The 26,412-nt window shown below is 71.5% G+C and carries 20 protein-coding genes; 12 read left to right on the plus strand and 8 right to left on the minus strand.

The window, feature by feature from the left end; all coding sequences use genetic code 11:
• From P1V51_12100 to alaS, 3 genes are read right to left on the minus strand one after another with little or no spacing between them, the layout of a single operon-like run.
• Entirely contained in the window at positions 1-753 is a 753-nt protein-coding gene (locus P1V51_12100; protein MDF1563780.1) for a phosphodiester glycosidase family protein, read from the minus strand.
• Positions 750-3,344 (minus strand): Hsp70 family protein, encoded by a 2,595-nt coding sequence (locus tag P1V51_12105; GenBank protein ID MDF1563781.1) that lies wholly within the window; start codon positions 3,342-3,344, stop codon positions 750-752. Before P1V51_12105 ends, P1V51_12100 begins: the two co-directional genes overlap by 4 nt.
• Positions 3,345-5,981: an alanine--tRNA ligase gene (gene alaS / locus P1V51_12110; GenBank protein MDF1563782.1), complete on the minus strand. Its 2,637-nt coding sequence runs from the start codon at positions 5,979-5,981 to the stop codon at positions 3,345-3,347.
• Positions 5,982-6,207: 226 nt separating this feature from the next.
• On the opposite strand from alaS, the gene P1V51_12115 reads away from it, so the two are divergent.
• The 4 genes from P1V51_12115 to P1V51_12130 all read left to right on the plus strand — a co-directional run bounded on the left by P1V51_12115 (position 6,208) and on the right by P1V51_12130 (position 10,260).
• Positions 6,208-7,638 (plus strand): MATE family efflux transporter, encoded by a 1,431-nt coding sequence (locus P1V51_12115; GenBank protein MDF1563783.1) that lies wholly within the window; start codon positions 6,208-6,210, stop codon positions 7,636-7,638.
• A 33-nt stretch (positions 7,639-7,671) separates the two neighbouring features.
• Complete coding sequence (locus P1V51_12120; GenBank protein ID MDF1563784.1) at positions 7,672-9,042, plus strand: sigma-54 dependent transcriptional regulator; 1,371 nt, start codon at positions 7,672-7,674, stop codon at positions 9,040-9,042.
• A 77-nt stretch (positions 9,043-9,119) separates the two neighbouring features.
• Positions 9,120-9,776: a chalcone isomerase family protein gene (locus P1V51_12125; GenBank protein ID MDF1563785.1), complete on the plus strand. Its 657-nt coding sequence runs from the start codon at positions 9,120-9,122 to the stop codon at positions 9,774-9,776.
• A 7-nt stretch (positions 9,777-9,783) separates the two neighbouring features.
• Positions 9,784-10,260: a hypothetical protein gene (locus P1V51_12130; protein MDF1563786.1), complete on the plus strand. Its 477-nt coding sequence runs from the start codon at positions 9,784-9,786 to the stop codon at positions 10,258-10,260.
• Between the two features lie 10 nt (positions 10,261-10,270).
• On the opposite strand, the gene P1V51_12135 is transcribed toward P1V51_12130, so the two are convergent.
• Genes P1V51_12135 through P1V51_12145 form a run of 3 tightly spaced genes read right to left on the minus strand, consistent with a single transcriptional unit; the run spans position 10,271 to position 12,989 of the window.
• Complete coding sequence (locus tag P1V51_12135) at positions 10,271-10,930, minus strand: thioredoxin domain-containing protein (GenBank protein MDF1563787.1); 660 nt, start codon at positions 10,928-10,930, stop codon at positions 10,271-10,273.
• Positions 10,927-11,370, minus strand: a complete 444-nt coding sequence (locus P1V51_12140) for a disulfide bond formation protein B (GenBank protein ID MDF1563788.1) — start codon at positions 11,368-11,370, stop codon at positions 10,927-10,929. Before P1V51_12140 ends, P1V51_12135 begins: the two co-directional genes overlap by 4 nt.
• The gene (locus tag P1V51_12145; GenBank protein ID MDF1563789.1) at positions 11,367-12,989 is read right to left on the minus strand and encodes a hypothetical protein; all 1,623 of its coding nucleotides are present in this window, start codon (positions 12,987-12,989) and stop codon (positions 11,367-11,369) included. Before P1V51_12145 ends, P1V51_12140 begins: the two co-directional genes overlap by 4 nt.
• Positions 12,990-13,172: 183 nt before the next feature.
• Between P1V51_12145 and P1V51_12150 the strand changes: the two genes are divergently transcribed.
• The 3 genes from P1V51_12150 (at position 13,173) to P1V51_12160 (ending at position 16,292) form a co-directional block, all read left to right on the plus strand.
• Positions 13,173-13,829, plus strand: a complete 657-nt coding sequence (locus tag P1V51_12150; GenBank protein ID MDF1563790.1) for a heme-binding protein — start codon at positions 13,173-13,175, stop codon at positions 13,827-13,829.
• Positions 13,830-13,906: 77 nt separating this feature from the next.
• Positions 13,907-14,503 (plus strand): DUF2270 domain-containing protein, encoded by a 597-nt coding sequence (locus tag P1V51_12155; protein ID MDF1563791.1) that lies wholly within the window; start codon positions 13,907-13,909, stop codon positions 14,501-14,503.
• 1 nt (position 14,504) lies between these two features.
• A complete protein-coding gene (locus P1V51_12160; GenBank protein MDF1563792.1) occupies positions 14,505-16,292 on the plus strand; it encodes an SLC13 family permease in 1,788 nt (595 codons plus the stop codon).
• A 19-nt stretch (positions 16,293-16,311) separates the two neighbouring features.
• Here the strand turns inward: P1V51_12160 and P1V51_12165 are convergent, their stop codons facing one another.
• Positions 16,312-17,691: a HAMP domain-containing sensor histidine kinase gene (locus tag P1V51_12165; GenBank protein ID MDF1563793.1), complete on the minus strand. Its 1,380-nt coding sequence runs from the start codon at positions 17,689-17,691 to the stop codon at positions 16,312-16,314.
• Positions 17,692-17,796: 105 nt separating this feature from the next.
• Positions 17,797-18,033 (minus strand): hypothetical protein, encoded by a 237-nt coding sequence (locus tag P1V51_12170; GenBank protein ID MDF1563794.1) that lies wholly within the window; start codon positions 18,031-18,033, stop codon positions 17,797-17,799.
• A 131-nt stretch (positions 18,034-18,164) separates the two neighbouring features.
• Here P1V51_12170 and P1V51_12175 point away from each other — a divergent pair, with 131 nt between their 5' ends.
• From P1V51_12175 to P1V51_12195, 5 genes are all read left to right on the plus strand, one after another.
• Positions 18,165-19,745, plus strand: a complete 1,581-nt coding sequence (locus P1V51_12175) for an aminotransferase class V-fold PLP-dependent enzyme (protein ID MDF1563795.1) — start codon at positions 18,165-18,167, stop codon at positions 19,743-19,745.
• A 166-nt stretch (positions 19,746-19,911) separates the two neighbouring features.
• Entirely contained in the window at positions 19,912-20,979 is a 1,068-nt protein-coding gene (locus P1V51_12180; protein MDF1563796.1) for a tetratricopeptide repeat protein, read from the plus strand.
• Between the two features lie 136 nt (positions 20,980-21,115).
• The gene (locus P1V51_12185) at positions 21,116-23,623 is read left to right on the plus strand and encodes a PBP1A family penicillin-binding protein (protein MDF1563797.1); all 2,508 of its coding nucleotides are present in this window, start codon (positions 21,116-21,118) and stop codon (positions 23,621-23,623) included.
• Between the two features lie 2 nt (positions 23,624-23,625).
• Positions 23,626-25,035: a VCBS repeat-containing protein gene (locus P1V51_12190; protein MDF1563798.1), complete on the plus strand. Its 1,410-nt coding sequence runs from the start codon at positions 23,626-23,628 to the stop codon at positions 25,033-25,035.
• Positions 25,032-26,393 carry a hypothetical protein gene (locus P1V51_12195; protein ID MDF1563799.1) on the plus strand — a complete coding sequence of 454 codons (1,362 nt, stop codon included), beginning with the start codon at positions 25,032-25,034 and terminating at the stop codon, positions 26,391-26,393. Before P1V51_12190 ends, P1V51_12195 begins: the two co-directional genes overlap by 4 nt.
• Positions 26,394-26,412 lie beyond the last annotated feature (19 nt).

Below are 26,412 nucleotides of genomic sequence, written 5' to 3' on the forward strand. Positions count from 1 at the left end.
CTAGGGCGCCCGGATCACGACGGCGAGGCCGTTGGGGACGCCCCAGCCGCCCTCGACCTCGACGGAGTGCTCACCGGCCTTCAGGGAGAGCTGGGTCGAGGGTCCGCCGTCGAGGTTCAGGGCGTGCCAGCAGCCGAGCCCCCCCTGCTCGGGCTCACGGGCGAGCCACTCGGCCAGGATCGCGGCGTCGATCGCCTCGGTGGTGAGGAGCACCACCTGGCGCGGCTTCGGCACGCAGGCCACCGTGCGACGGGCGGTCTGCTTCTTGAGCTTGAGGGCCTTGCCGGCGACCACCAGCCGGGGCCCCGACTGCAGGGCCTCGCGCACGCCCGGGGGCTTGGCGGTCGCCCACTGATCGGTGTGCACGACCCCGGCGGTGGTGCCCGCCACCCAGAAGACCCCCCAGTCGACGTTGCGCAGGCGGTTGCGCTCCCGGCCGTCGGCCAGGACCAGGCCCAGGGGCTTGCCCGAGGGGTCGAAGAAGCCGCCGTTGACGACGGCCACCGCGCCCTCGGTCTCCTCGCGCAGGCGATCGACGGTCGCGCGCTCCCGCCCCGGCCGGCGGGCGTCGATCACGCGGACGTCGGCGCCGCCGAGGTCCACCCGCACGGCCTGCACCTCGACGTCCCCGGGCGCCCGGAGCTGCGCCGCGGCGACCCCCCGGCCGAGCGGCCGCCAGCTGCCGGAGTCCTCGCGGCAGCCGGCGATCGACGCGAGGCCGAGGAGGAGCAGCGCCAGCAGCCGCGGGCTCACTTGCGGCCCCCGAAGAGCTTGCGGATGCCCCGGAAGATCCCGGTGGACTGACCCTCGCCCCGCTCCCGGGCCAGGACGAGGTTCGCCAGATCCCGGATCTCGGTGCTGGAGCGCTGGAGGGCGGCCTCGACCTCGTCGGGGGTCTCGACGGTGGAGAGCACGCGGGAGATCACCTGGCCGGTGGACTCCTCGGTGGCCGTCACCGTGAGCAGCCCCTCCTCGTCGAGATCGAAGACGACCACCAGCTGCACCTCCCCCGCCGCCCGCTTCGGCAGCTCGACGAAGGCGAGGGTGCCCAGGTACTCGGCGTCCGCCGTGTAGCGGACGTTGCCCTGGAAGAGGGCCAGCTCGATCGAGGCCTGCCCCTCCTCACTGGTGGCGACCCGCACGGTCCGCTTGCAGGGGATCCGGGTGCCGCGCTCGATCACCGGCGCGATGCGCCCATCGGGCAGGCCGAGGCCGATGTTCTGGCCGAGGATGTCCTGCAGCTCCATCTTCGCGGCCCGGGGATCGGCGGCCTGCTGGATGTTCCGCGCCACCAGGGCGCAGCCCAGGGCCACCGCCTGCTCGGGATCGACCCCCCCGTCCCGGGCCTCCATCCCCAGCCGCGCCTCGAGGCGCTCGCGGACCAGGGGCATCCGCGACTGCGCCCCGACCAGGATCAGGTCGTCGAGCTGGTCGGCCGAGAGGCGGTGCTCCTGCAGGGTCTGGACGGTGAGCTCGACGGTGCGATCGATGAGGTGCTCGACCCAGCCCTCGAGCTCCTCGCGGCGCACCTCGAGCACGAGATCCTGCGAGCGGCCCGCGTCGTCCCGCCAGAGCCCGTGGATCTCCAGCGGCAAGGCGCGGGCGGAGCTCAGGGCGATCTTCAGCTTCTCGGCCTCGGTCAGGAGGCGCTCGAGGGTGGCGGGCTCGGGTTCGGCCGGCCCCCCCTGGCGGATCATCGCCTCGAGGAGGTGCCGGACGATCGCGAGATCGAAGTCCAGGCCGCCCAGGAAGTTGTCTCCCCCGGTGCCCACGACCTCGAAGCGATCCCCGGAGATGGTCAGCACCGAGACGTCGAAGGTGCCGCCGCCGAGGTCGTAGACCAGCACCCGGCGCCCGGGGATCTTCTGGCCGTAGCCGAAGGCCAGCGCCGCGGCGGTGGGCTCCGAGACGATCTTGAGGACCTCGAGGCCCGCCTCGAGGCCCGCCTGGCGCACGGCCGAGCGGCCGGCGTCTCCGAAGTAGGCCGGCACCGAGACCACCGCCCGGCTGCAGCCCTGCCCCAGCGCCAGCTCGGCGCCCGCCTTCACCGCGCCGAGGATCCGGGCGTTGATGTCGATGACCGAGAGGGTGTGGGCGGCCAGCGCGACCGCGACGCCACCCCCCTCGTCGGGGACCAGCTGGTAGGGCAGCCCCTCGGCCAGCTCCTGCACCACCGGAGCGTGGAAGCGGCGCCCCAGCAGGCGCTTGCTGCCGGAGACCGTCTCGGCGGGCTGCTCCAGCCGCCGCGCCAGGGCCGAGGCGCCGACCAGCACCTGCCCCCCCTTGCCGGAGGCCACCACCGCGGGCAGCCCCCGGCCGGCCTTGTCCAGGGGCAGGCAGCGCACGCCCCGCTCGTCGGCGATGGCGGCCAGGACCCGGCAGGTGCCCAGGTCGATGCCGAGGATCGGGCCGTCCTCGTCCCCCTCCTCGGCGAAGACCCCGGTCAGGGTCGGATCCCTACCCTCCTCGAGCGCCTCGGGGAGCGCGACCTCCTGGGACTCGGTGTACCAGGGGACCTTGGGCTTCTTCTTGCGGCGGGGGGCCGGCGTGGGCTGCCGGGAGGTGATCGACTGCGTGCGCTCGTCCTCGTCCTCCCCCTCCCCGGCGAGCTCGAGGCGCGCGTCCATCGCCTCGCCCTCGGGGTCGGTCGCCTCGCTCCGGCGCTGGCGAGAGGGCCGGCCCACGACGGTGTCCCGATCGGTGTCGCCCACGAGGAGCACCTCGCGAGAGCGGCGGACGGGCGGCGCGGTCACCTGGGTGGAGTCGTCGGAGGCCGCCCCGAAGAGCTCCTCCGGCCGGGCCACCAGGGTCGCGCCTTCGTCCTCGTCCTCGTCCTCGCCTTCGTCCTGGGGGCGCAGGGCCAGCCGGGCGTCGGGCCGGGTGCCGGGGTCGGTGGGGCCCTCCTCGAGCTCGGGCGGGAGGGCGGAGGGATCGGTGAAGGGCTCGTCCGGCTCGGGCTCGGGCGCCGGCTGCGGCTCGGGCTGGGGCTCGGGCTCCGGCTCGGGCTCGGGCTCCGGCTCGCCCGGGGCCGCCCCGGCGCGCGCGAGCTGGAGGACCTGGCGCCAGCGCTCCTTCGAGCTCGCGTCCATCCGGGTGAGGCGCAGCAGGAGCCCCGCGCCCGGCCTCGCGGGGGCGAGCTCGGCCACCTTCCCCTCACCGAGGAGGAGACGCTCGCCCTCGGCGTCGAGGAGCTCGAAGCGCACCAGGGTGCCGGCGGCCCAGTCCTTCCGGAGGGGCAAGAGCAGGCAGCCCTCCTCCACCTTCGGCGCCCAGGCCCGCACGAAGGCCTCGACCCCCGTGAGGGGGAGGCGCAGGCGCAGGGTCTGGGGACCGTTGGCGGTCAATCAGGCTTCCGGGATCAGGTCGTAGACGCGGGCCAGCGCCTGCTCGATCGCCTCCGGACGGGTGCCCCCGGCCTGAGCGAGGTCCGGCTTGCCGCCGCCCCTGCCGTCGACCAGCGGCGCGATCTCCCGCACCAGGTCTCCGGCCCTCAGCCGTCCCGTCAGATCCTTGGTCACCGCCACCAGGAGGGTGGCCTTGCCATCGTTCTCGGCGCCGAGGGCCACGACCCCGCTGCCGAGGCGATCGCGCAGCTTGTCGGCCAGCTCGCGCAGGCCCTTGGCCTCCTTCACCTCGACCTTGGTCGCGAGGACCTTCACGCCGTGCACCTCGCGCAGGTTGTCGAGGAGATCGCTCGAGGAGGCCGTCGCCAGCTTCTGCTCCAGGCGGTGGACCTCCCGCTCGAGCTCCTTCACGCGGGCCACCGCGGCCTCGGCGCGCGCGGCGAGCTCGCGGGGCGCTGCCTTCAGGGCCTCGCCGGCCCGGCGCAGGGTGCGCTCCTCCTCCAGCACACGCTCCACCGCGGCCTCGCCGGTGACCGCCACGATGCGGCGGATCCCCGAGGCGATGGAGGCGTCGGAGACGATCTTGAAGAAGCCGATGTCGCCAGCCCGCTCGACGTGGGTTCCCCCGCAGAGCTCCAGGGACTCCTCGCCGATGCGGACGGTGCGCACGCTGTCGCCGTACTTCTCCCCGAAGATGGCCATGGCGCCCTTCCCCCGCGCCTCCTCGAAGCCGAGGACCTCGGTCACCGAGGGCGCGTTGAGGGCCACCAGCCGGTTGACCCGGCGCTCGATCGCCTCGGTCTCCTCCTCGGAGAGCGGCTCGAAGTGCGCGTAGTCGAAGCGCAGGAGATCGGGCGCGACCAGCGAGCCCTTCTGCTTGGCGTGGTCGCCCAGGGTCTCCTGCAGCGCGAGGTGCAGGAGGTGGGTCGCCGAGTGGTTCGCGCGGATCTTCCGCCGCCGCTCGCCGTCCACGCTCGCCACGACCTTCTGCTCGACCTTCAGGCTGCCCTCGGTGATCTCGCAGACGTGCACGTGGAGGCCCGCGGGCTTGTGGGTCTGGCTCACCTTCGCGGCGAAGCCCTCGGCCGTGAGCGTGCCCTCGTCGCCGACCTGCCCGCCGCTCTCGGCGTAGAAGGGGCTGCGGTCGAGGATCAGCTCGACGGTCTGGCCCGCCGAGGCCTCGGCGACCTCCTGGCCCTCCCGGGCCATGGCCAGCACCCGGCCCTCGCCTGCTTCGGCCTCGTAGCCCAGGAAGTCGGTCTCGCCGTAGCGCTCCGCCCACGAGAGGAAGAGGTCGTCCACCGCCTCGCCCGCGCCCAGCTTGCCGCCGCTGCCGGCCTTCTGATCGTCGAGGGCCTTCTGGAAGCCGATCTCGTCGACGGTGAGGCCACGCTCCCGGAGGATGACCTGGGTGAGATCGAGCGGGAAGCCGTAGGTGTCGTAGAGGAGGAAGGCGTCCGCCCCGGCCAGCTCCTTCGCGTCCCCCAGCTCCTCGAGCTTCTGCTCGAGGATCCGCAGGCCGCGATCGAGGGTGCGCCGGAAGCTCTTCTCCTCGCGGGTGGCGACCTCGAGGATGAAGGCCTTCTGCTCGGCGAGCTCGGGGAAGGCCTCGCTCATCACCGAGACGACCCGCTCGCAGATCCGCGACAGGAAGACCTCCTCGAAGCCCAGGCGCTTCCCGTGGCGGATGCCCCGCCGCATGATCCGGCGCAGCACGTAGCCGCGCCCCTCGTTCGAGGGCATCACCCCGTCGGCGACCAGGAAGGTCGTCGCGCGAGCGTGGTCGGCGATCACCCGCATCGAGATGTCGTCCTCGCTCATGCCGCCGCCGTAGGTCTTGCCGGAGGCCGCCTCGACCTCGGCGATGACGTCGCGCAGCAGGTCGACCTCGTAGTTGCTGTCCTTGCCGGCGACGACCGCCGCGACCCGCTCGAGGCCCATGCCGGTGTCGATCGAGGGCTTGGGCAGGGGGGTCAGGGTGCCGTCCGCCGAGCGATCGAACTGCATGAAGACGAGGTTCCAGACCTCGAGGTGGCGATCGCACTCGCACTCGACGCCCAGGCAGGTCGGCTCGCTGCAGGGCAGGTGGTCGCCCTGGAAGTAGTGGACCTCGGAGCAGGGCCCGCAGGGGCCGGTGTCGCCCATCTGCCAGAAGTTGTCCTTCTCGCCGAGGCGCAGGATGCGCTCCCTCGGGACCCTGATCTGCCGCTCCCAGATCTCGGCGGCCTCGTCGTCGTCGCGGAAGACGGTCACCGTGAGGCGGTCGACGTCCAGGCCCAGCTCTCCGACCAGGAAGTCCCAGCTCCAGCGGATCGCGTCCTCCTTGAAGTAGTCGCCGAAGGAGAAGTTCCCCAGCATCTCGAAGAAGGTGTGGTGGCGGGCGGTGACGCCCACGTTCTCGAGATCGTTGTGCTTGCCGCCGGCGCGAACGCACTTCTGGGTGCTGGTGGCCCGCTGGTAGTCGCGGGTCTCCCTCCCGGTGAAGACGTCCTTGAACTGCACCATCCCGGCGTTGGTGAAGAGCAAGGTCGGATCGTTGGCGGGGACCAGGGAGGAGGACCTCACGACCCGGTGATCGTGGGCGGCGAAGAAGACGAGGAAGCGGTTGCGGATCTCGGTGGCGGTGAGTGCGGACATGGCGGTAATTCCAGGGAAATCGTGCGGACGGGCACGGCCGGGGTCAAACCCCTACCCTATGTGGTGGGTGCCGTCAGGGGGAAGGTGGGTGAAAAACCGGGCGCCCGCCACCACGCCGGCCGCCGGGCCGTTGCTTCCTGCGGGTGGGAGGGGATAGGTTGCGCCGGGGCTGCCGGGGCGCTCCATCTTCGCATCCTTCTCGAACGAGGCCCTGGACCACCCCCTCATGTCTGCTTCGCGCGCCGCCAACCTCCCGCCCCGGCTCTCCCCCCTGGAGACCATCGGAGGGATCGGTGTCGGGCGGGCCCGCTCGAAGATGATCCTGAGCCTGGCCTGGCCGGTGGTCCTGGGCATGCTGACCCAGACCGCGGTCAACCTGGTCGACAGCGCCATGGTGGGGCACCTGCCGGACCGGGTCGCGATCCCGGGCCAGGCGGCCCTGAACGTGGCCATCGTCCTCTTCTGGGCCATCGGCGGCTTCCTCTCCTCGATCCAGGTCGGCGCCCAGGCCATCGTGGCCCGCCGCTACGGGGAGGGGGAGAAGCTCCTGGCCGGGCGGGCGCTGGCCAACGCCACCACCATCGCCTTCACCACGGCGATCGTGGTCTCGATCGCCGCCTACCTGATCGTCCCCTTCGTCTTCGGCTTCTTCCACAAGGATCCGGAGGTGAACCGCTGGGGCATCTCGTACCTGCAGATCCGGATGATCGGCCTCCTCTCGATGGTCGCCACCCAGGGCTGCAAGGGCTTCTTCGACGGGATCGGCCGCACCTACGTCCACATGGTCGCGGCGATCATCATGAACGTCATCAACATCTTCGGGAACTGGCTGCTGATCTACGGCAACCTCGGCTTCCCCCGCCTCGAGGTCGACGGCGCGGCGATCGCCTCGACCATCTCGACCTACATCGGCCTCTTCATCATCCTGGGCTGGACCTTCACCGCCGAGATCCGCAAGAACTACCGCCCCTTCCGGCTGGGCAACTTCGACCTGAGGGTCATCTGGGACATCGTCCGCCTCTCGGTGCCCTCCGGGATCGCCACCGTGGCGATGATGACGGGCTTCCTCCTCTTCCAGAAGATCGTCGGCGACATCGACGACAGCGCCGGCCACGGAGCCATCTACGGCGCGGCCACCAAGGTCATCATCGACATCCTCTCGGTGACCTTCATGAGCTGCATCGCCGTGGGGACGGCGACCGCCACCCTGGTGGGCCAGAGCCTCGGGCGGGGCAAGCCCCGCCGCGCCGAGCTCTTCGGCTGGGACTCGGTGAAGCTGGGCTTCTACCTCTTCGGGGCCTTCGGCCTGACCATCGCCCTCTGGCCCGGCCTCTTCATCCAGATCTTCAACCCGAACCCCGAGATCATCGCGGCCGCCAGCCCCCCCTTGCGCCTCATGGGCTCCTGCGGCGGCCTCATCGCCGCCGGCCTGATCCTCATGCAGGCGATGTTCGGCGCGGGGAACGCGAAGTTCGTGATGTGGGTCGAGCTGGGCCTGCACTTCCTGGTGCTGGTGCCCCTGGCCTGGGTCTTCGGGGTGCTCCTGGAGGGCGAGCTGCTGGGGATGTGGATGTCGGGGGTCGTCTACGTCTCGCTCCTGGTGCTGGTCATGGGCTACACCTTCTACCGAGGGCGCTGGAAGACGATCCGGGTCTGACCGGTTGCGCCCCTTTATCGAAGGTGACGCGCCATGCCGAAGACCGTCCTCATCGTCGATGACGAGAAGAACATCCTGGTGACCCTCTCCCGGGCGCTCTCGGTCGAGGGCTACGCCACGGAGGTCGCCGGCTCGGCGAAGATCGCCCTGGAGAAGATCGCCGCCACCCCCATCGACGCGATCCTGATGGACGTGCAGATGCCGGAGATGGACGGCCTCAAGGCCCTCGAGGCCCTGCGCGAGCGCTCGATCGAGATCCCGGTGGTGATGATGAGCGGCCACGGGACCATCGACACCGCCGTCGAGGCCGTGCGCCGCGGCGCCCTCGACTTCCTGGAGAAGCCGGTGGGCACCGAGCGGCTGCTGGTCACCCTCGAGAACGCCCTGCGCTACACCCAGCTCCAGGCCGCCAACGCCGACCTGATGGCCGAGGCCGGCCGCCAGGTGGGGCTGCTCGGCGAGGCTCCGGCCATCACCCGCCTGCGCGCCCTCATCGACAAGGCGGCCCCCTCCGAGGGGAGGGTGCTGATCACCGGCGAGAACGGCACCGGCAAGGAGCTGGTGGCCCGGGCCATCCACGAGGGCTCGATCCGCCGCGGCGGCCCCTTCGTGAAGCTGAACTGCGCCGCCGTCCCCAGCGAGCTCATCGAGAGCGAGCTCTTCGGTCACGAGAAGGGCGCCTTCACCGGCGCCGTCGGGGCGCGCAAGGGCAAGTTCGAGCTGGCCGACGGCGGCACCCTCTTCCTCGACGAGGTGGGCGACATGCCCGCGTCGATGCAGGCCAAGCTCCTGCGGGTGCTGCAGGAGGGGGAGTTCGAGCGGGTCGGCGGCAGCCAGACCTTCACCGTCGACGTGCGGGTGGTGGCCGCGACCAACCAGGACCTCGAGGCGATGGTCGCCGAGGGGGCCTTCCGGGAGGACCTCTACTACCGCCTCAACGTGGTCCCCCTTCGCACCCCGGCCCTGCGGGAGCACCCCGGCGACATCCCGGAGCTGGCGGAGGCCTTCCTGGCCGAGGCGACCCGCCGCAACCGCCGCAAGGGGGTGCGGCTCTCCCCCGAGGCCATCGCCGCCCTGGGCAGCTACCCCTACCCCGGCAACGTGCGCGAGCTGCGCAACATCGTCGAGCGGCTGGTGATCCTCTGCGACGGGGACACGGTCAGCGCCGCCGAGGTGCAGGCCCTCCTCCCGGGCGGCCGGCTCTCCGGCCAGGCCGCCTCCACCGCCAGCCTCTACCGGGAGGGGGTCTTCCTCAAGGACCTGGTGGCCGAGGCGGAGCGCGCCATCGTCCTTGCTGCCCTGGACGCGAATGGCGGTAACATGACCGACACGGCGAGGGCGCTCGGGCTCGAGCGCTCCCACCTCTACAAGAAGTGCCGGGCCCTGGACATCGATCGCACCTAGGGTCCGTGAACAATCCGGTCCGGCGCTGCGTCGGACCCGCGAGAAGCCCGAAACCGAACACTCCCAGGGGGACTCCCATGGCCCGCGTCATCCGCTCCGCTCTCCTCGCCGCGCTCTGCGGCCTCCTCGCCCTCCCCGCCCTCGCCAGCGCCGGCACCCTCGTCGAGGACAGCACCGACGTGAAGTTCCCCGAGGTCCGGAAGGTCGCCGGGAAGGACTTCAAGTGCCTCGGCACCGGCGTCCGCAAGGTCGTCATCTTCAAGGTCTACGCGGCGGCCTTCTGCATCGACGCGGCGGAGGCCGACGGCATCCTGAAGGGCGCCGTGGCCGCCCACGCGAACGGCAAGACCGGTGAGGACCTGGCCGAGCTCCTCGAGGACAGCGACGCCTTCAACAAGAAGCTCTACGCCAACTCGGCCGACAAGCTCGTGGTCATGCACATGGTCCGCGACGTCGGCAAGGAGAAGCTCGCCAGCGCCTTCCAGGAGTCCCTCGGCAAGGTCCTCCCCAAGGCCAGCGTCGACAAGCTCGGCGCCCTGATGACCGTCGACGCCAAGGACGGCATGGAGGTCCTCTTCTACACCCAGGGCAACACCGTCTTCGTGGACATGGGCGGTGACGTGAAGCAGGTCGACGACGACAAGATCGCTGCGGCGGTCTGGAGCGTCTGGCTGGGGCCCGACACGGTGACGCCGGGCATGCGCGAGGACATCGCCGTCCGGGCGAGCAAGTAATCCTGCCTTGAGCCTGCGCTACTTCGTCCGCTGGCGGCGCGACCATCGCCTGGCCGAGCACGCCCTCGATCCCGAAGAGGCCCGGCGCCGCTTCGGGATCGGCGAGCCCTTCTGCCTCGTCTTCCACGAGGGCGAGCGCCCTCACGCCTTCCTGGAGGTGGCGCGGGGCGAGCTCTCGGTGGGGCGGCTGGACGGCGAGGGCTTCTGCCGCCTGGAGTGGGGCTTCGAGCGCTCGGGGCAGCGCCTCTTCCTCCACCGGGCCTCCCTCCACGACTTCGACGAGGAGGGCGAGCCCATCGCCCAGCTCGCCTTCTTCTTCGAGGAGGAGGGCCAGGTGACCCTCCAGCGCTCGGCCGCCCCCTTCGAGGTGGTCGAGACCGAGACCCACACCTTCGCGGCGGGCGAGCACTGGTGCCCGGAGCCCCCCTTCGAGGAGCTGCCCGTGCTGCTCCACCGCGAGCCCGACCTCCCGGCCGACCTGTAGCGGCGGGCGCCTACTCTCCGTACTGGAGGGCGACCTCGTCGGCCACCAGCTTCTGCAGCTGCGGCAGACCGAAGCTGGTCAGCGGCTTGCCGTTGACGAAGAAGGAGGGGGTCTTGTTCACCTGGAGCGTGCGGGCGTCGAGCATGTCCTGCTGGACGCGCGCGACGATCACCGGGTGGTCCATGTCCTTGCGCAGCTGCTCGAGGTCGAGGCCGAGCTGCGGGAGCAGCTCCCAGATCCGCTCGGGCTGCGGGCGGTGGTGATCGGCCCAGATCCGCTGGGTCTCGAACATCAGCTGGAGCGTCTCCCAGTACTTCCCCTGGGCCCGGGAGGCCTCGAGGATCCGGCAGATGACGTCGGCCCCGTGGTGGAAGGGCGCGTAGCGGATGACCAGGCGCACCTTGTCCTCGCCGTGCTTCTTCTGGATGGCCTTCACGTGGGGCGCCAGGGCGCCGCAGGCCTCGCAGCCGGGATCGAGGAACTCGACCAGGTAGACCCGGGCGTCCTCGGCGCCGAGCATGATGCCGTTGGGCCGCACCATGATCTCGGCGTTCGCGGAGGCGAGGAATTTCGCCTCGGCCTTCCGCTGGCCGCTGACCATGAACATCCCGACGGCGAAGACGAGCGCCAGGAGGAGGACGGTGCCGATGACGAGGATGGGCTTCTTCATGAGGCGAGCTTCCGGTTCAGGAGGACGAGGAGGGCGCTGATGGTCCCGAAGGCGAGGAAGGAGAGCAGCGGGATCGAGATGATCCCCAGCTCGAAGAAGACCTCGGTGCAGGAGGCTCCCTCGCTGCAGGGCGAGATGGTCTCGGGGATGACGCCCTCGTAGAGCAGCGTGTGATAGAGCGCGACCGCCGCGCCCAACCCGGAGAGGGGCAACGCGTAGCGGACCACCCTCCCGTCGAAGGGGAAGAGGCCCAGCAGCAGGATCGCCAGGAGCGGGAACATGAAGACCCGCTGCCACCAGCAGAGCACGCAGGGGGCGTACTCCATGACCTCGCTGAAGAAGAGGCTGCCGGTGACCGAGAGGGCGGTCACCAGCCAGGCTCCGAAGAGCAGCAACCAGGGCGCCTCGAGCTTGTCCGTCTTGTCCGGGGTGTCGTTCATGAGGCCGTGCGCATGCTCCAGAGCAGCCGGGAGATCACCGGCCGGCGGGTCTCGCCGGTCACGATCATCAGGAGCTTGGTGATCTTCAGATCCTCCATGTCGGTACAGAGGAGGATGACCATCTCCCGGACGAAGTTCGTGTCGAGGGTCACGTAGTTGTCGGTCCCCACGCCGAGCTTCACCGCCTTCTTCTCCCACCAGGAGAAGGGGTGGTCCTTGTAGGTCGGGAAGGAGCTGGTCAGCATGATGTTCGAGGAGGGCAGCGCCACCAGGCTCACCTCCTTGTGGATCATGCGGTTGAGCACGTCGTGCTGGTAGTGCTCGACCTCCCGGGCCGTGTGGAACTTGATCTTGATGAAGCGCTGGGTCTCCTCGAGGGAGAGCTTCTCGCCGGCCAGCAGCTTGTCGAGGATCTCGGGCTGGCGGCTCCAGTCCATCTCGGCCAGCTCCTGCCCCTCCCGCGAGTCCGGCGCGACGCCCTCGCCCTGGAAGTTCTTCTCCATGACCTTCTCGAAGATCATGTGGAAGTAGAAGTTGGGGTTCACGCCCAGGCTGACCCCGTGCTCGAGGGTGTCGATGTGCCAGATGTTCATGGCGTTATCGACCGCCTGCACGCCGAGGCGCAGGGTGCGCCAGGTCTCGCCGTGGTGGCTGCGCAGGCGGAAGCCCGCGAACTGCAGCTTGCGGAAGCCCAGCCGCATCTCCTCGAAGTGAGACTTGCGGTAGTGGTCGCGCTCGTCCCCCACGGTGTCGACGTCGGAGAGCTTCTCGCGCAGGAAGGGGTGCCTCTCCAGCAGCTCGAAGATGCGCTTCACCTGGTGGAGGAAGTCCTCCTGCTTGGTGGCGAAGCGATCGCTGTCGAAGAACGAGGCCTCCTTGCGGAAGGAGGGCGAGAGGACGAAGTCGAAGCGGGGCTCCTCGCGCTGGAAGCGCATGAAACCCTCGTAGAGCCCGAGCACCACGTCCTCGGCGCTCACGCGATCGCCCGGCAGGGCGTCGGCCCCCTCGCTGGTGGCCCGGGAGAGGGAGAACTTCAGCCGGACCTTGCCCACGTTGAACTTGCCGAAGACCGTGCTGGCCAGGCTGTAGGCGGCGTCGGCGTGGGCCTCCCGGTCCCGCAACACCAGCTTGGCCAGGGTGAGCTGCTGCAGGTACTGCCCGAAGCTGGTGGAGCCCCGCAGGCGGATGAGACGATCGACGTCCGCCTCGGAGCGGATCGGAAGGGCTCCCTCTCCGTAGACCTCGACGATCTTCCGCTCGTAGGCCGCCGCCTCGGGCCCCTCCAGGAGGGCCTTCAGCCGGGGGAAGATGAAGCTGGCCTCCAGGGCCCCGGTGAGGTGGGTGTGCTCGTCGTGGAAGGGCGCCGGGAAGGACCGCAGGATCGCCTCGAGGGCGCGTCCCACCGGGTGAGCGAGCAGCTCCTCGATGTCCGCGGCGCCCCGCGCCAGATCGAAGAGCAGGGTGCGGAACTCGGAGACCGCCGCCAGGCAGGCTGGCCGCTCCTTGAAGAGCATCGAGTGGGTGGCGAGCTCGAGGGTGTCCCCCAGGGAGACCCCGTTGGTCTCGGAGATCACCTTGGTGAGGGCCCGCTGCAGCTCCTGTCGTTCCGCGTCGTTCATGCTCTCCCTGCCGGTCCCGGGAGGTGTGCGCCTCCCGGGATGGGCCCTTATAGCACCCTGCCCCCGGCAGGCCACCCGGCTCGATCTGGTCGTCTTGAATGATTTGACAGGCCGTTTTGGGTGCCTATACTCAATGCATGGTCGTTTTGGTTGATTTTTGTCCCGCCACTGGAGGTTTTCCCCATGAAGATCCCTGCCCTGATCGTCGGCCTGCTGGCCGCCGCCGGTGCCGCTGAGGCCATGGCGATCGAAGAGCCCCGCTACGAGGTCCTCGCCGAGCAGGAGGGCTGGGAGCTGCGCCGCTACGCGCCCACCCTGGTCGCCGAGGTCGAGGTCGAGGCCGACTTCGAGGAGGCGGGCAGCCGCGCCTTTCGCACCCTGGCGGGCTACATCTTCGGCAAGAACACCCGGGACGAGAAGATCGGCATGACCGCCCCGGTGAGCCAGCAGGCGGCCGGGGAGCGGATCGGGATGACCGCCCCGGTGACCCAGCAGGCCCGGGAGGGGCGCCACGTGATCGCCTTCATGATGCCCGCCCGCTACACCGCCGAGACCCTCCCGGCGCCGGTCGATCCCCGGATCGTCCTGCGGGAGCTGCCCGCCCGGCTCGTCGCGGTGCGCGGCTACAGCGGGCGCTGGACGGCCGAGGGCTACCAGGAGAACGAGGCGCGCCTGATGACCGCCCTCGACGCCGCCGGGCTCGTGCCGGCCGGGGCGCCGACCTGGGCCCGCTTCAACTCGCCCTACAGCCTCTGGTTCCTCCGGCGCAACGAGGTGCAGGTCACCCTGGCCGAGGAAAGCCCGGGCCTGCGCCCGCTCCTCGCGGCGGGCCCGCGCTGAAGGGACCTCGCGGCGCCGGGCCGCGCCGCCCGGCGAGAGTGGCAGCCCGGCTCGAGATCCCCCATTCTGAGCGGACCATGAGCGAGCCTGCGACGACCGGCGAGTCCCCTCCCCGCGCCTCCATGGTGCACTTCTACCGGGGGGAGCTCGGCCGGATGACGGACTACCGGCTGCGGCTGGACCGGACCACGAACTGGGCGGTGGGCGTCAACGCGGCGCTCCTCTCCATCGCCTTCACCCAGCAGGACCACGCCGGCCTGATGCTGGTGATGACGGTGGCCCTCAACCTGATGCTGGTCTGGATGGAGGCCCGCCGCTTCCGAAGCTACGAGATGATCCGGCGCCGGGTCCGGCTGCTCGAGACCGGCTTCCTCCGGCAGGAGCTGGGGGCCGAGCCCCGCCCCGGCTGGGTCGAGGCGCTGGCCGAGGACCTGCAGGCGCCGCAGCCGGCGATCGGCACCCTCGACGCCCTCTCGGTCCGCCTGCGCCGCAACTACCTCTGGCTGATCATCATCGACTACGGCGCCTGGTTCTACCTGATCAGCCACGCCGACCTGCCAACCGGCGCGAGCATCGGCCCACTCTCCGGGGTGACGGTGATCACCCTGGCGACCACCCTCCTCGTCATCCTGGTCGGCCTGGCGCTGCGCTACCAGCAGCCGGAAGAAGGCTGAGGTGAGCTTCGAGATCATCGCGACCTTCGTGGTCCTCGGCGTCGCGATGCTCCTCTTCCTCACGGAGTGGATCCCGGCCGGCCAGACCTCGCTGCTCGCCGCCTGCGCGCTGCTCGTCCTGGGGGTGATCGACCAGGAGCAGCTCTTCGAGGGCTTCACCAACGACGCGACCGTGACCGTCACCGGCATGTTCGTGGTGAGCGCCGCGCTCTTCCGCAGCGGAGCGGTGAACGCCGTCGGCGACCTCCTCGCCCGGCTGCTGGAGCGCGGCCAGACCTGGGCGCTGGCCGGCCTCACCAGCGTGGGGGGCATCCTCTCCGCCTTCATCAACAACACCTCGGTCGTGGCGATCCTGCTGCCCATCGTCACCCGCAGCTCCCGCCGCGCCGACCGCAGCGCCTCCCGCTTGCTGATGCCCCTCTCCTTCGCTGCGATGCTCGGCGGGACGATCACCCTCATCGGCACCTCGACCAACCTGGTGGTCAGCTCCATCGCCGTCGAGGAGGGCCTCGAGCCCATCTCGATGTTCGAGCTGGCGCCCGTGGGCCTCGCCCTCTTCGGGGTCGGCGTCCTCTATCTGCTGACCGTCGGCCAGTGGCTGGTGCCCTCTCGCCGGGGCGTCCGCCCGCTGGAGGAGAGCTACGAGGTGAAGGAGTACGTCACCGACCTGCGCATCGCGGAGGGCTGCAGCGCGGTGGGGGCCTCCCTGGGCGAGGCCCCGATGCTGCTGGGGATCCAGTGCGAGATCCTCGGTCTGTGGCGAGACGACGAGGCGGTGCCGAGAGTCCCCCAGGACCGGGACCGCCTCAGCGAGGGTGACATCCTCCGCCTCCACTGCGCCGCTCCCGAGATCGAGAAGCTGATCGCGCGGGAGGGCTCGACCCTCGAGGCGCTGACGGGGCTGACCGGCGCGGGCCGGGTCGCCACCGACGAGATGCCGCTGGTCGAGGCCGTGCTCGGCCCCGGCTCGCCGCTGGTCGGCCACACGGTCGAGGAGTGCGATCTCCGCGAGCAGCACGGCGCGGTGGTGGTGGCGGTCCGCCGGCAGGCCGAGGTGCAGCACACCCGGCTGGGCGCCCTCAAGCTGCGCGCGGGGGACGTCCTGCTCCTCTGCGTCGAGCGCGCCAGCCTCGACCAGCTGGAGGTCCACGGCGACTTCACCCTGATCTCCGAGACGACCTTCGTCCAGTTCCGGAGGCGCAAGATCCCCGTCGTGCTGGCGATCCTGGCGGCGGTCGTGGGGCTCGCCGCTCTCGACGTCTTCAGCATCTCCGCCGCCGCCCTGATGGGGGTGGTGGCGGTCCTGCTGAGCCGCTCGCTGCAGCTCGACGAGGCGGTCGACGCGGTGGACTGGAACATCGTGATGATCCTGGCCGGAGTCGTCCCCCTCGGGAGCGGAATGGTCTCCAGCGGCGCGGCCGATCTCCTGGCCCAGTCGATCGCGTCCATCCTCCAGCACCTCGGTCCCCGCGGCACCGTCGCCGGCCTCTTCGTGGTCACCGGCCTCATCACCTCGCTCATCAGCAACAGCGCGGCGGCGGCGCTCCTCACCCCGGTGGCCTTCAGCGTCGCGGCCGAGCTCGAGATCCTCCCCCGGGCGCTGGTCATGACCATCGCCTTCGGCGCCTCGACGGCGCTCCTCACCCCGGTGGGCTACCAGACCAACACCATGGTCTACGGCGCGGGCCGCTACCGCTTCTGGGACTTCGCCCGCGTCGGCGCGCCCCTGATGGTGCTGCTCACCGCGGTCGTGGCCTGGCTGGTCCCCGAGCTCTGGCCGCTGCGCTGACGCCCGCTCGCCGCGCGCTTCAGGCCGCCGACTCGGCCGGGGCCTCGCGGGGCTCGCGGGGGAGGGTCAGCCGGAAGACGGTCCCTCCCTCGAGACACCGGGCCACCTCGAGGGAGGCCCGGATCTGCTGGACCAGCTCCGAGACGATCGCCAGCCCGACGCCGCTGCCGGGGATCGCGGGGGCGCCCGCTCGCTCGATCCGCTCGAAGAGTTCGAAGATCCTCCCCTGGGCGTCCTCCGGGATGCCGACGCCCTGATCCGCCACCGAGATGGCGCAGGCCACGCGCCCGTCCTCGAGGGAGGCGGTGACCTCTCCCCCCTCCGGCATGAACTTGATGGCGTTCGTCAGGAGGTTGCGCACGATGCCGCCGATGGCGTCGGCGCTGGTGGTGACGGGAAACTCGATGCCGCCGGTGATCCGCAGGCGGACCTCCCGGCTCGCGGCGAAGCCCTCGAACTCGGCGCAGATCTCCCGGACCAGCTCCTCGAGGTCCAGGGGCTCGAGGCGCACCTCGCCCTTCTGCAGGCCGATCCGGGCGAGCTCGATGACCTGATCGACGAGGGTCCGCAGCCGCTCGGTGTTGCGGCGCATCAGCACCAGGCGACGACGCACCTCGTCGGGCAGCTCGAAGTTCTCCTCCTCGATGAGCTCCTCGAGGGGCGCCGCGATCAGCGCCAGGGGGGTCCGGAACTCGTGGTTCACCTTGGCGTAGAAGCGGGCCTTCGCCTCGTCGAGCTCCTCGAGGCGCCGGAGGTTGTCGGCCAGCTTCTCGCTCGCCTCCTCCAGCTCGCGGCGCTGGTCCTCGATCTCGAGCCGCCCCAGGAACTCCCGGCGCCGCAGCCGCTCGGTGACCGCGCTCGCCACGACCATGATCACGGCGCAGTTGAGGAGGAAGTAGGCGTTGCCGAGGAGCGCCATCCGGTCGAGGGGCCCCTCGAGGAAGAGCGCGGGGACCAGGTAGATCCCCAGGAAGCCGAGGGAGACGGCCGCCGTCTGGCGGAGGTTCCAGGGGAAGAGGAGCCCCACGGCGATCATCACCACCGTGAGCCCGGCGTAGTAGCGCGAGGTGAGCCCCTCTCCCAGCACCAGCATGGCCACGGTGCCCAGCGCGAGCCAGAGGGCGAGCCCGTAGGAGAGGGCGTGCGCTCTGGCCTCCAGCGATCCGCTCCGGGTGAGGAGGTAGACGGCGATGCAGCCGGCGATGGCGACACCCCGGATGACGATCAGGATCGAGGGGTGCTCGAGCTCGGAGGTGAGATCCAGGAAGAGGCCGAAGGGCAGGAGGAGCGCGGCCAGGAGGGCGCCGAGCCGCACCCGCGAGAGGGTCAGCGCCCGCCGCCGCGCCTCGTAGGCCTCCTCGGTCTCTCTTCCCCCGCTCGCCTCTCCTTGCCGCACCATCCGTGGATCTCTGGCCAGCAGCGTACCCCAGAAAAGAGAAAGGCCCCCGCCGCGAATGCGACGGGGGCCCTTCCAAAACGGCTATCAAGGCCGTGCTGTCGGGCGCTAGCCCTCGGCAGCCTCGTCGGCGGCGGCCTCGTCGCCACCCTCGTCAGCGGCCGCCTCGTCGGTGGCCTCCTCCTCGGTGGCCTCCTCGGCGGGCGCGGCCTCCTCGGCGGGAGCCTCGGCCTCGGCGGCCGGGGTCTCGGCGGCGGCGTCGCCCGAAGAAGAGCTGGTGGCGCAACCGGCCAGGGTAGCGATGCCGATACCGGCGATGACCTTCGTGAGAGTCTTCAGATTCATTGAGTTTTCCTCCTCGTCGTCCACAACCCGAAAGACAATGAGCGGAGGATAGCCTGACTTCCGAGATAGGCAACAGCCCCTATTTTCATCGGGGTGCCCTCCCGCGGACCGTGCGCTAGATTCCCCAGCCGATGAGCACCTCCAGCGATCCCAGAACCGCCCTCTTCGACCGCCTGCGGAGTGACTTCCTCGGACTCGACCGGAAGGATCCGGTGATCGGCGGCGGCGAGCGGCGGCGGGTCTACCTCGACACCACCGCGACCGCGCTGATGCCCCGGATGGTCTGGGAGGGCCTGGAGACCTACCTGGAGGCCGCCTGCGCCAACAGCCACACGGTCGCCCACCGCGCCGGGCGGGACACCACCGAGGCCATCGAGGAGAGCCGGCAGGCGATCGGCCGCCTGGTGGGCTACGACCCCGAGAAGGACGTGGTGCTCTTCACCGGCAACGGCGCCACCGGGGCCATCAACTTCCTGGCCCGGGCGCTCTTCCCGCCCGAGCTGCGCCCCCTGGTGAAGCGCTTCCCCGCCGGCCCCCCCGCCGAGATGGTCTCGGCCTACCGGGAGGTCCTGGGGCCCGCGGGCGCGGCGGTCGTCGACGACCTGCTGGCCCGGCCGGTGGTGATCACCACCGAGATGGAGCATCACTCCAACCTCCTGCCCTGGATCGAGGCGGTCGGCCACCACAACGTCCATGCGGTGGCGGTGAAGCCGGAGGACGGCACCCTCGACCTCGACGATCTCGATCGTCTGCTGGCCGAGCACGGACCGCGGGTGCGCCTCCTGGCCGTCACCGGGGTCTCCAACGTCACCGGCATCATCAACCCCGTGCCCACCCTGGCCCGCAAGGCCCACGCCGTCGGCGCCCAGGTCATGATCGACGGCGCCCAGTGGGTGCCCCACGCGCCGGTCCGGATGCACCCGGGGGAGCCCGAGGCCTCCCTCGACTACCTGGTCCTCTCCGGTCACAAGCTCTACGCCCCCGGGAGCCGGGGCGCGCTGATCGGCTCCCTCCAGACCCTCTCCGGCCGCCACTGCGTCACGGACGTCGGGGGCGGCATGGTCGAGTACGTCGCGATCGAGGACTTCGAGATCAAGGAGGAGATCACCGCCCGCGAGGAGGCCGGCACCCCGAACATCCTCGGCAGCATCTCCATGGGGCTGATCGCCGGCGCCCTGGAGCGCATCGGCATGGACGTGGTCGAGGAGGAGGAGCAGCGCCTCTGCGCCCGGCTCCTCGCGCGCCTCGAGGCCATCGAGGGCGTGAGGATCTACGGCAGCATCGATCAGGAGGTGGCCCCCCGGGCCGGGGTGGTGACCTTCAACGTCGAGGGGCTCCACCACGCGGTGGTGGCCGCCTACCTCAACGACTTCCACAACATCGCGGTGCGCAACGAGTGCTTCTGCGCGCACCCCTACGTGAAGTGTCTCCTCCTGATCGACCCCGCCACGGAGGCGAGCTACCGGGACGAGATGCACGCCCACGACCGCCGGCACGTCCCGGGCGGCGTGCGCGCCTCCCTGGGGATCTACTCGACCGAGGCCGACATCGAGGCCCTCGGCGCCGCTCTCGAGGCCCTGGTGGCCGTTCGGGAGGAGATGGCGGGGCGCTACACGGTCGACCTCGACGGCGACTGCCGGCTGGAGGACGCCGAGGCCCTCCCCCGGACCTACGCGCTCGGGGCGGTGCTGGACGCCTGGGAGCGGATGTAGGTCCGGCGCGCACATGAGGGTGTGTCAACACGCCCACGGCCGGCCCCGGAGCCGGCCAAGATAGATCAGTGATTTCAGCCTCTTGGCGGGGGAGCCCCTGCTGGCACGAGCGCTGCTCTTCGAGGGAAGCACCACGCCCCTTCCCCCGAACCTCCAGGAGGAGATCATGATCACCCGCCGCCCCGCCCACACCTCACCCGCCCTGGTGTCGACCCTGATGGTCGGCCTCATCGCCACCCTCTTCGCCCTGACCGGCTGCTCCCTCTTCGGGGAGGAGGAGGTCCCGGAGGCCGAGATCTCGGTCTCGAAGGTCCGGGGCTTCGACGGCAACTTCGCCCCGGTGGTGGAGGAGGCCCCCTCCGGCCCCTCGGCCGCCACCGTGGCCAGCGCCGACGTCCCCGAGGTCGAGGCCGAGCCCGCCGGCGACCTGCCCGCGCTGGTCGCCCTCCCCTCCACCGGCGCCGCGCCGCCGGCCGAGCCCAAGCCCGAGCCCCTCGCCCTGATCCACCCCGACGACCCCGAGGTGGACCACCTCCTGGAGGCCGAGACCGCCCTCTCCGACGGTGACGCCGCCACCGCCCTGCTGCACTTCCGCCGCAGCGCCTTCGACCTCGACGACTTCGAGAGCTTCGAGGGCATCGGCCGCGCCGCCCGCGCCGCCGGAGAGCGGGAGCTCGCCCTGCGGGCCTTCGAGGCCGCCGCCGAGAAGGACGACGAGCTCGCCGAGCCCCTGGTCGCCGCGGCCCGGATTGCCCTGGGCCTGAAGCAGTACAAGAAGGGCCTGCAGCTCATCGACCAGGCCATCGCCCGCGAGCCGCGCAACGCCGAGGCCTTCAACGTGCGGGGCCGCCTCTGGATGTCGAAGCAGCAGTACCAGAAGGCGCTCATTGCCTTCGACCGGTCGATGGATCTCGATCCCGCCTACATCTGGGCCTACAACAACGCGGGCTACATCCACCTGGTCACCGGTGAGTACCAGGAGGCCGCCGACCTCCTCGAGGTCGCCACGACCCTCGAGCCCGCCAAGGCCTACATGTTCAACAACCTGGGCTTGGCCTACGAGAAGCTCGGCCGGGTCGAGGAGGCCCGCCAGACCTTCGTGAAGGCCCTCGACCTGCGGCCCGGCTACGTCAACGCCCACCTGAACCTCTCCCGGGTGAAGACCCGCATCGCCCTGGCCACCCCTCCGCCCGGATCCGCTTCCGAGGGTGGGTCGGAGATCTTCGTTCCCTAGAAAGCAGCATCTCCCTCGCGCCGCCCGAGAGGAGGCCTCGTTTCGACCTCCTCCTCGGGGGTGGGCCCGGCCCGGGAATCCCCGGGTCGGGCCCGACCTTGCTACTCTTCACTGGCCTGCTGGCCGCCCCCTCCCCATGAGCAAGAAGACGCCCAAGACCGAGGAGCCCCAGAGCTCCGAAGCACGCCCGAGCCGGCTGCGGCGGCTCGCAGGCCTCGCGCTGAAGCTCGCCCTCCTCGGAGCCCTGCTGGGGATCGGCGGGCTGGGCCTCGGCTTCTGGTACCTCTCGAACGACCTGCCCTCCTTCGACTCGCTGGAGGACTACGACCCGCCCCAGACCTCGCGGGTCTACGACGTCGAGGGCAAGCTCGTCGGCACCTACTTCCGCGAGCGGCGCACGGTCGTCCCCTTCGCCGCGATCCCCCGGGTCCTGCAGCAGGCGATGATCGCCGCCGAGGACGAGAACTTCTTCGAGCACGAGGGCCTCGACTACCTCGGCATCCTGCGGGCCGCCCTGAAGAACGTGGCGGCCGGCCGGGTGAGGCAGGGGGCCAGCACCATCACCCAGCAGGTCGTGAAGACCTTCCTGCTCACCCCCGAGCGCAAGCTCAAGCGGAAGATGAAGGAGATGATCCTCGCCCGCCGCCTCGAGCAGAACCTCTCCAAGGACGAGATCCTCTACCTCTACCTCAACCAGATCTACTTCGGGCACGGCCGCTACGGAGTGGAGGAGGCCTCGCGCTACTACTTCGGCAAGTCGGTGGAGGACCTCGAGCTCGACGAGGCCGCGATCCTGGCGGGCCTGCCCAAGGCGCCGGCCTACTACTCGCCCCGCCGCTACCCCGAGGCCGCCCGCAAGCGGCGCAGCTACGTGCTCGGGCGGATGGCGGCGGCCGGCTTCATCAGCGAGGGGGAGGCGAAGATCGCAGACGCGATCCCCATCCACGTCGCGCCCCTGCCGCCGCCGCAGGCCGGCGCCTCCTACCTGGAGGAGGTGCGCCGGCAGCTGATCGAGGTCCTGGGCGAGGAGGCGCTCCTCGAGGGTGGCCTGGAGATCCACCTGGCGATGAACGCCCGGATGCAGCAGGCCGCCGAGGACGGAGTGCGTGACGCCCTCCACGCCGTCGACCGCCGCCAGGGCTTCCGCGGCCCCCTCGTCCGCGTCTCGGCCGAGACCCGGGCGACGCTCGAGGAGAGCTTCGCCGAGGAGCTCCAGCGCCGCCGCGAGCGCGGCCAGCGGATGGAGCCCTGGATCTGGAACCTCGAGGAGCTGGCCCGCTGGGACGCCGGCGGCGAGACCCCTCCCCCCTTCGAGCTCACCCTCCCCGAGCCCGGCGAGCTGGTGGCCGGGCTGGTGATCGAGCTGCCCGACGAGAAGACCGCGCGGATCTCCCTCGGCTCCGGGAGCGGTACGGTCCGCCTCGAGGACCTGCGCTGGGCCCGCCCCTTCGACCTCGAGAAGGACACCGAGGCGCCCACGCGGATCAGCCAGGTGCTCGCCCCCCTCGACGTGGTCTGGGTGCGGCTGGACGCGGAGGCGCCCGCGACCCCGGGCGAGGACTCCACCGAGATCGCCCTGCACCTCTCGCAGCTGCCGGAGGTGCAGGGCGCCCTGGTGGCCATCGACCCCCGCACCCGGGGCGTGGTGGCGATGGTGGGGGGCTACGACGCCACCCGGGACGCCTTCAACCGGGCCACCCAGGCCCGGCGGCAGCCCGGCTCCTCCTTCAAGCCCTTCGTCTACGGCGCCGCCATCGACACCGGCCTCTTCACCGCCGCCTCCCGGGTGCTGGACGCCCCGGAGGTCTTCCACGATCCCTGGACCGGCAAGGTCTGGAAGCCCCAGAACTACTCCCTGCGCTTCGACGGCGAGATGTCCCTTCGCCAGGCGCTGGCGCGCTCGAAGAACATCGTGGCCGTGCGCCTCATCGACAAGGTCGGCGTGGACACGGTCGTGGACTTCGCCCGGCGCGCCGGGATCGAGAGCAAGCTGCCCCGGGTGCTGCCCCTGGCCCTCGGCGCCGGCGAGGTGACCCCCCTGGAGCACGTCAACGCCTTCACCACCCTGGCGGCGATGGGCGTCCACGACCAGCCCCGGATGGTGCTGGAGGTGAAGAACCGCAACAAGGAGGTGATCCACCGCAGCGAGGCGCGGCCCGAGACCACCCTGCGGCCGGCGGTCACCTTCGTCCTCGCCGACCTGATGACCTCGGTGATGAAGGAGGGCACGGGGAAGCGGCTGAACCGGCTGGGCCGCACGGTGGCGGCCAAGACCGGCACCGCCAACGATCAGCGCGACGCCTGGTTCGTGGGCTTCACGCCGCAGATGGTCTGCGGCACCTGGGTGGGCTTCGACGTGCCGAAGATCCTCGGTCAGAACGAGTACGGCTCGAAGGCCGCCGGGCCGGCCTGGCTCGACTTCATGAAGGTGGCCCTCGAGGGCGAGCCCATCGACTGGTTCGATCCGCCGGAGGGCATCCGCTACCTGCGGGTCGACCCCGAGAGCGGCCTGCTCGCCCACCCCGACGGGCTGGGCGTCTTCGAGCCCTTCGTCGCCGGCACCGAGCCCCTCGAGACGGCCCCGCCGCCCGACACGCTCCTCTCCGAGGATTTCCTCACCCTCGATCCGCGGGGTATTCCGTGAAGGTGCGCTGCAGACTCCGAGCGATCGTCGCGCTGGCGGCCCTTCTCCTTCTCTCCCTGGCTCCGGCGCTCGCTCGCGCGGCGCGGGAGTCCACCCCGATCTCCGCGATCGATCGGCTGGTGGACGACTTCGGGGCTCGGCTGGACGAGGCCCTGCCGGCCGTGGAACCCCGGAACCTCGCGCTGGTCTTCCGGGCCCGGGGCCCCGAGGACGGCCCCGCGGCGGGCGGCGAGCTCGGGCGCGTGGTCGAGGCCGCCCTGCCCGCCGCGCTTCGTGGCGCTGCCGGGATCACCCACGTCCACCTGCTCCCCCCTTCGGACCACGAGACCCACCTGCGCCAGGCCGCGCGGGCGGGCGCCACCCACCTCCTGGAGGTCAGCCTGCACCTGGTGGGCAGCGAGCTGCTCCTCACCGGTGAGCTCGCCCCGACCTGGGAGAACCTCTGGACCGGCGAGATCGTCGGCGAGACCACCACCTTCAGCGTGCGGACCCGGGCCGACCGCGCCGCCCTCCTCCTGGCCCGGGCAGCCACCGCCGCCGCCCCGAGCAGCACCCACCTGCGCCTCGTGCCCCTCGGCGAGCTCCCCGGTGAGGTCGTGGCCCTCTCCATCGGCGACGCCCGGGGGGACGGACAGCAGCTCCTGGCGGCCCTCGATCTGGAGGCGGTCACGCTCCACCGCCTCCACGACGGGCGCCTGGAGGAGCTCGCCCGCCACGAGCTCTCGGATCGGGGGCGGGCCCTCGTCCGCCCGCGCTCCCCGACCGGCGGCGTGGCCATCGCCAAGGTGGCCTTCGCCCCGGCCCTCACCTTCCGGCACGAGCGCCACAGCGCCGGCGCCGTCCTGCGCTTCAAGCGAGGCCGCCTGGAGCACCTGGCGGAGGCCCAGGACGTGCCCCTCTCCGCCACCGACGAGCTGCTCCTCTTCGGGGAGCTCGTCCCCGGCCAGAGCCGCTTCGGCCCCCGCCTGCGCCTCCAGGGCCCGGGGATGGTGGCCAACCTCGAGGTGGGCGGCGAGCTCCTCGAGGCCGCGCTCTCCCCGGCGGGAGACGAGCTGATGATCCTGCGCCCCGACCACACCCTCGAGCGCTTCGCCCTGCGCCGGGACAAGAGCAGCGCCCGCCTCGAGCGCCTGCCGCTGCGCGCGCCCCCCGCGGGCCTCGGCCTGGCGATCGCCGACCTCGACGGGGACGGCAGCCCCGAGCGCATCGCCTCGGCGGCCGAGCCCCCGGGCCTCGAGGATCGCCTGCAGATCGCCGAGCTCGCCGGCGAGGTGCGCGAGCTGCGCCCGATCCCCGGCGCCGTGCGCTGCGCCGCCACCGGGGACCTCGACGCCGACGGCCGCGACGACGTGGTGGTGGCGTCGATCCTGGGCGGCACCACCTACCTCTACCTGCTCACGGGGGCCCCATGAGCCACCGGACGAAGCTCGCCGCGCTCCTCTCCCTCACCCTCGGGTTGCTCGCGCCGGGCGCGGCCGGGGCCGCCGTGCGGCCGACCACCGGCGGGACCCTGCGCCTGGCCGTGCAGACGCCGGGGGCCACCGCCCCCGAGGCGCGGAGCCTCCCGGGGCGGATCCGCGCCAGCCTGGACGAGTGCACCCTCGGCGACCTCCTCGCCGGGCCGCCCCAGGTGGACGAGGAGGAGGACCGCCTCATCCTGCTGCTGGAGGAGGGGCTGGTCTTCCAGGACGGCAGCAAGCTCGACGCGGCGGCGGTGGTGGAGAGCCTCTCGGCCCACGCCCGGGGCAGCGGCGGCGTGGAGGCCTGGCGCCTGCTGGTGCTCGCCGGCGCGGCCGAGCGCATGAGCGGCGCCGAGGGCGAGCTGGGCCTGAAGGCCATCGGCGCGCGCCGCCTGGAGCTGCGCCTCTCCTGGCCCCTGGGCGCCGGCGCGGTGGAGCTCCTCTCCCACCCCGGCCTGCCCCTGCGCAGCAAGGGGGGCGCCCCCTGCGGCCCCTTCCAGGCGCGAGAGGGCGGCCGGGACGGAGTGCTGGTGCCCTTCGATCGCCACCCCCGGGGGCGCCCCTACTTCGACCGGGTCCAGCTCTTCTCGACCCGGGAGGGAAGCCGCCAGGGCAAGGCCGACCTGCGCCTCGAGGCCTCGGTCGACACCCCCCGGGAGCTCCCGCTGACGACCCGCAGCCTGACCTTCCTCCAGGTGAACGCCTCCCCCGCCCTCCGGGAGCAGATCGACGGCTCCCTCGATCGGAAGGCCATCGTCCGCTACCTGGTCGGCGGCCGGGCCCGGCAGGTCTCCACCCTGCTGCCGGACGCGCCGCCGGGCGCCTCCCGCAGCAGCGGTGAGGCGCCGCCCCGCCGCGCCCTCACCCTGGCCTTCGACGGGGAGGACCCCGTCCACCGCCGGATCGCCGAGCGGATCCAGGTGCGCCTCCACGACGGGGGCCTCGAGGTCGCCCTCCAGCCCCTCCCGGCGCGGGAGCGCGGCGCGCTGCTCACCGGCGCCACCGAGCTGGCCCTGATCACCCTCCCCGGCCTCCCCCGGGATCCGGCCCGGGGCCTGGCCGCGGTCAGCCACGCCGTCCTCGGCGCCCGGGCCGCCCAGGAGGTCCTCGAGACCGCCGCCGCCGCCGAGCGGGCGGGCGGCGGGCTGGGGGCGGCCCTCGGCGAGCTCGAGGCCCGGCTGCCGGTCGTCTTCCTCTACGGGGAGGACGAGGTGGTCTGGATCGGAGATTCCCTGCAGGGCGCCGAGCCCTCGGGTACCCTACCCTTCGATCCCGGCGACCTCTGGCGCTGGGAGTCCTCGACCCGCTGACCTCCCTGGGCCCACGAGA

Source organism: Deltaproteobacteria bacterium, assembly GCA_029210625.1.
GTDB lineage: Bacteria > Myxococcota > Myxococcia > SLRQ01 > SLRQ01 > JARGFU01.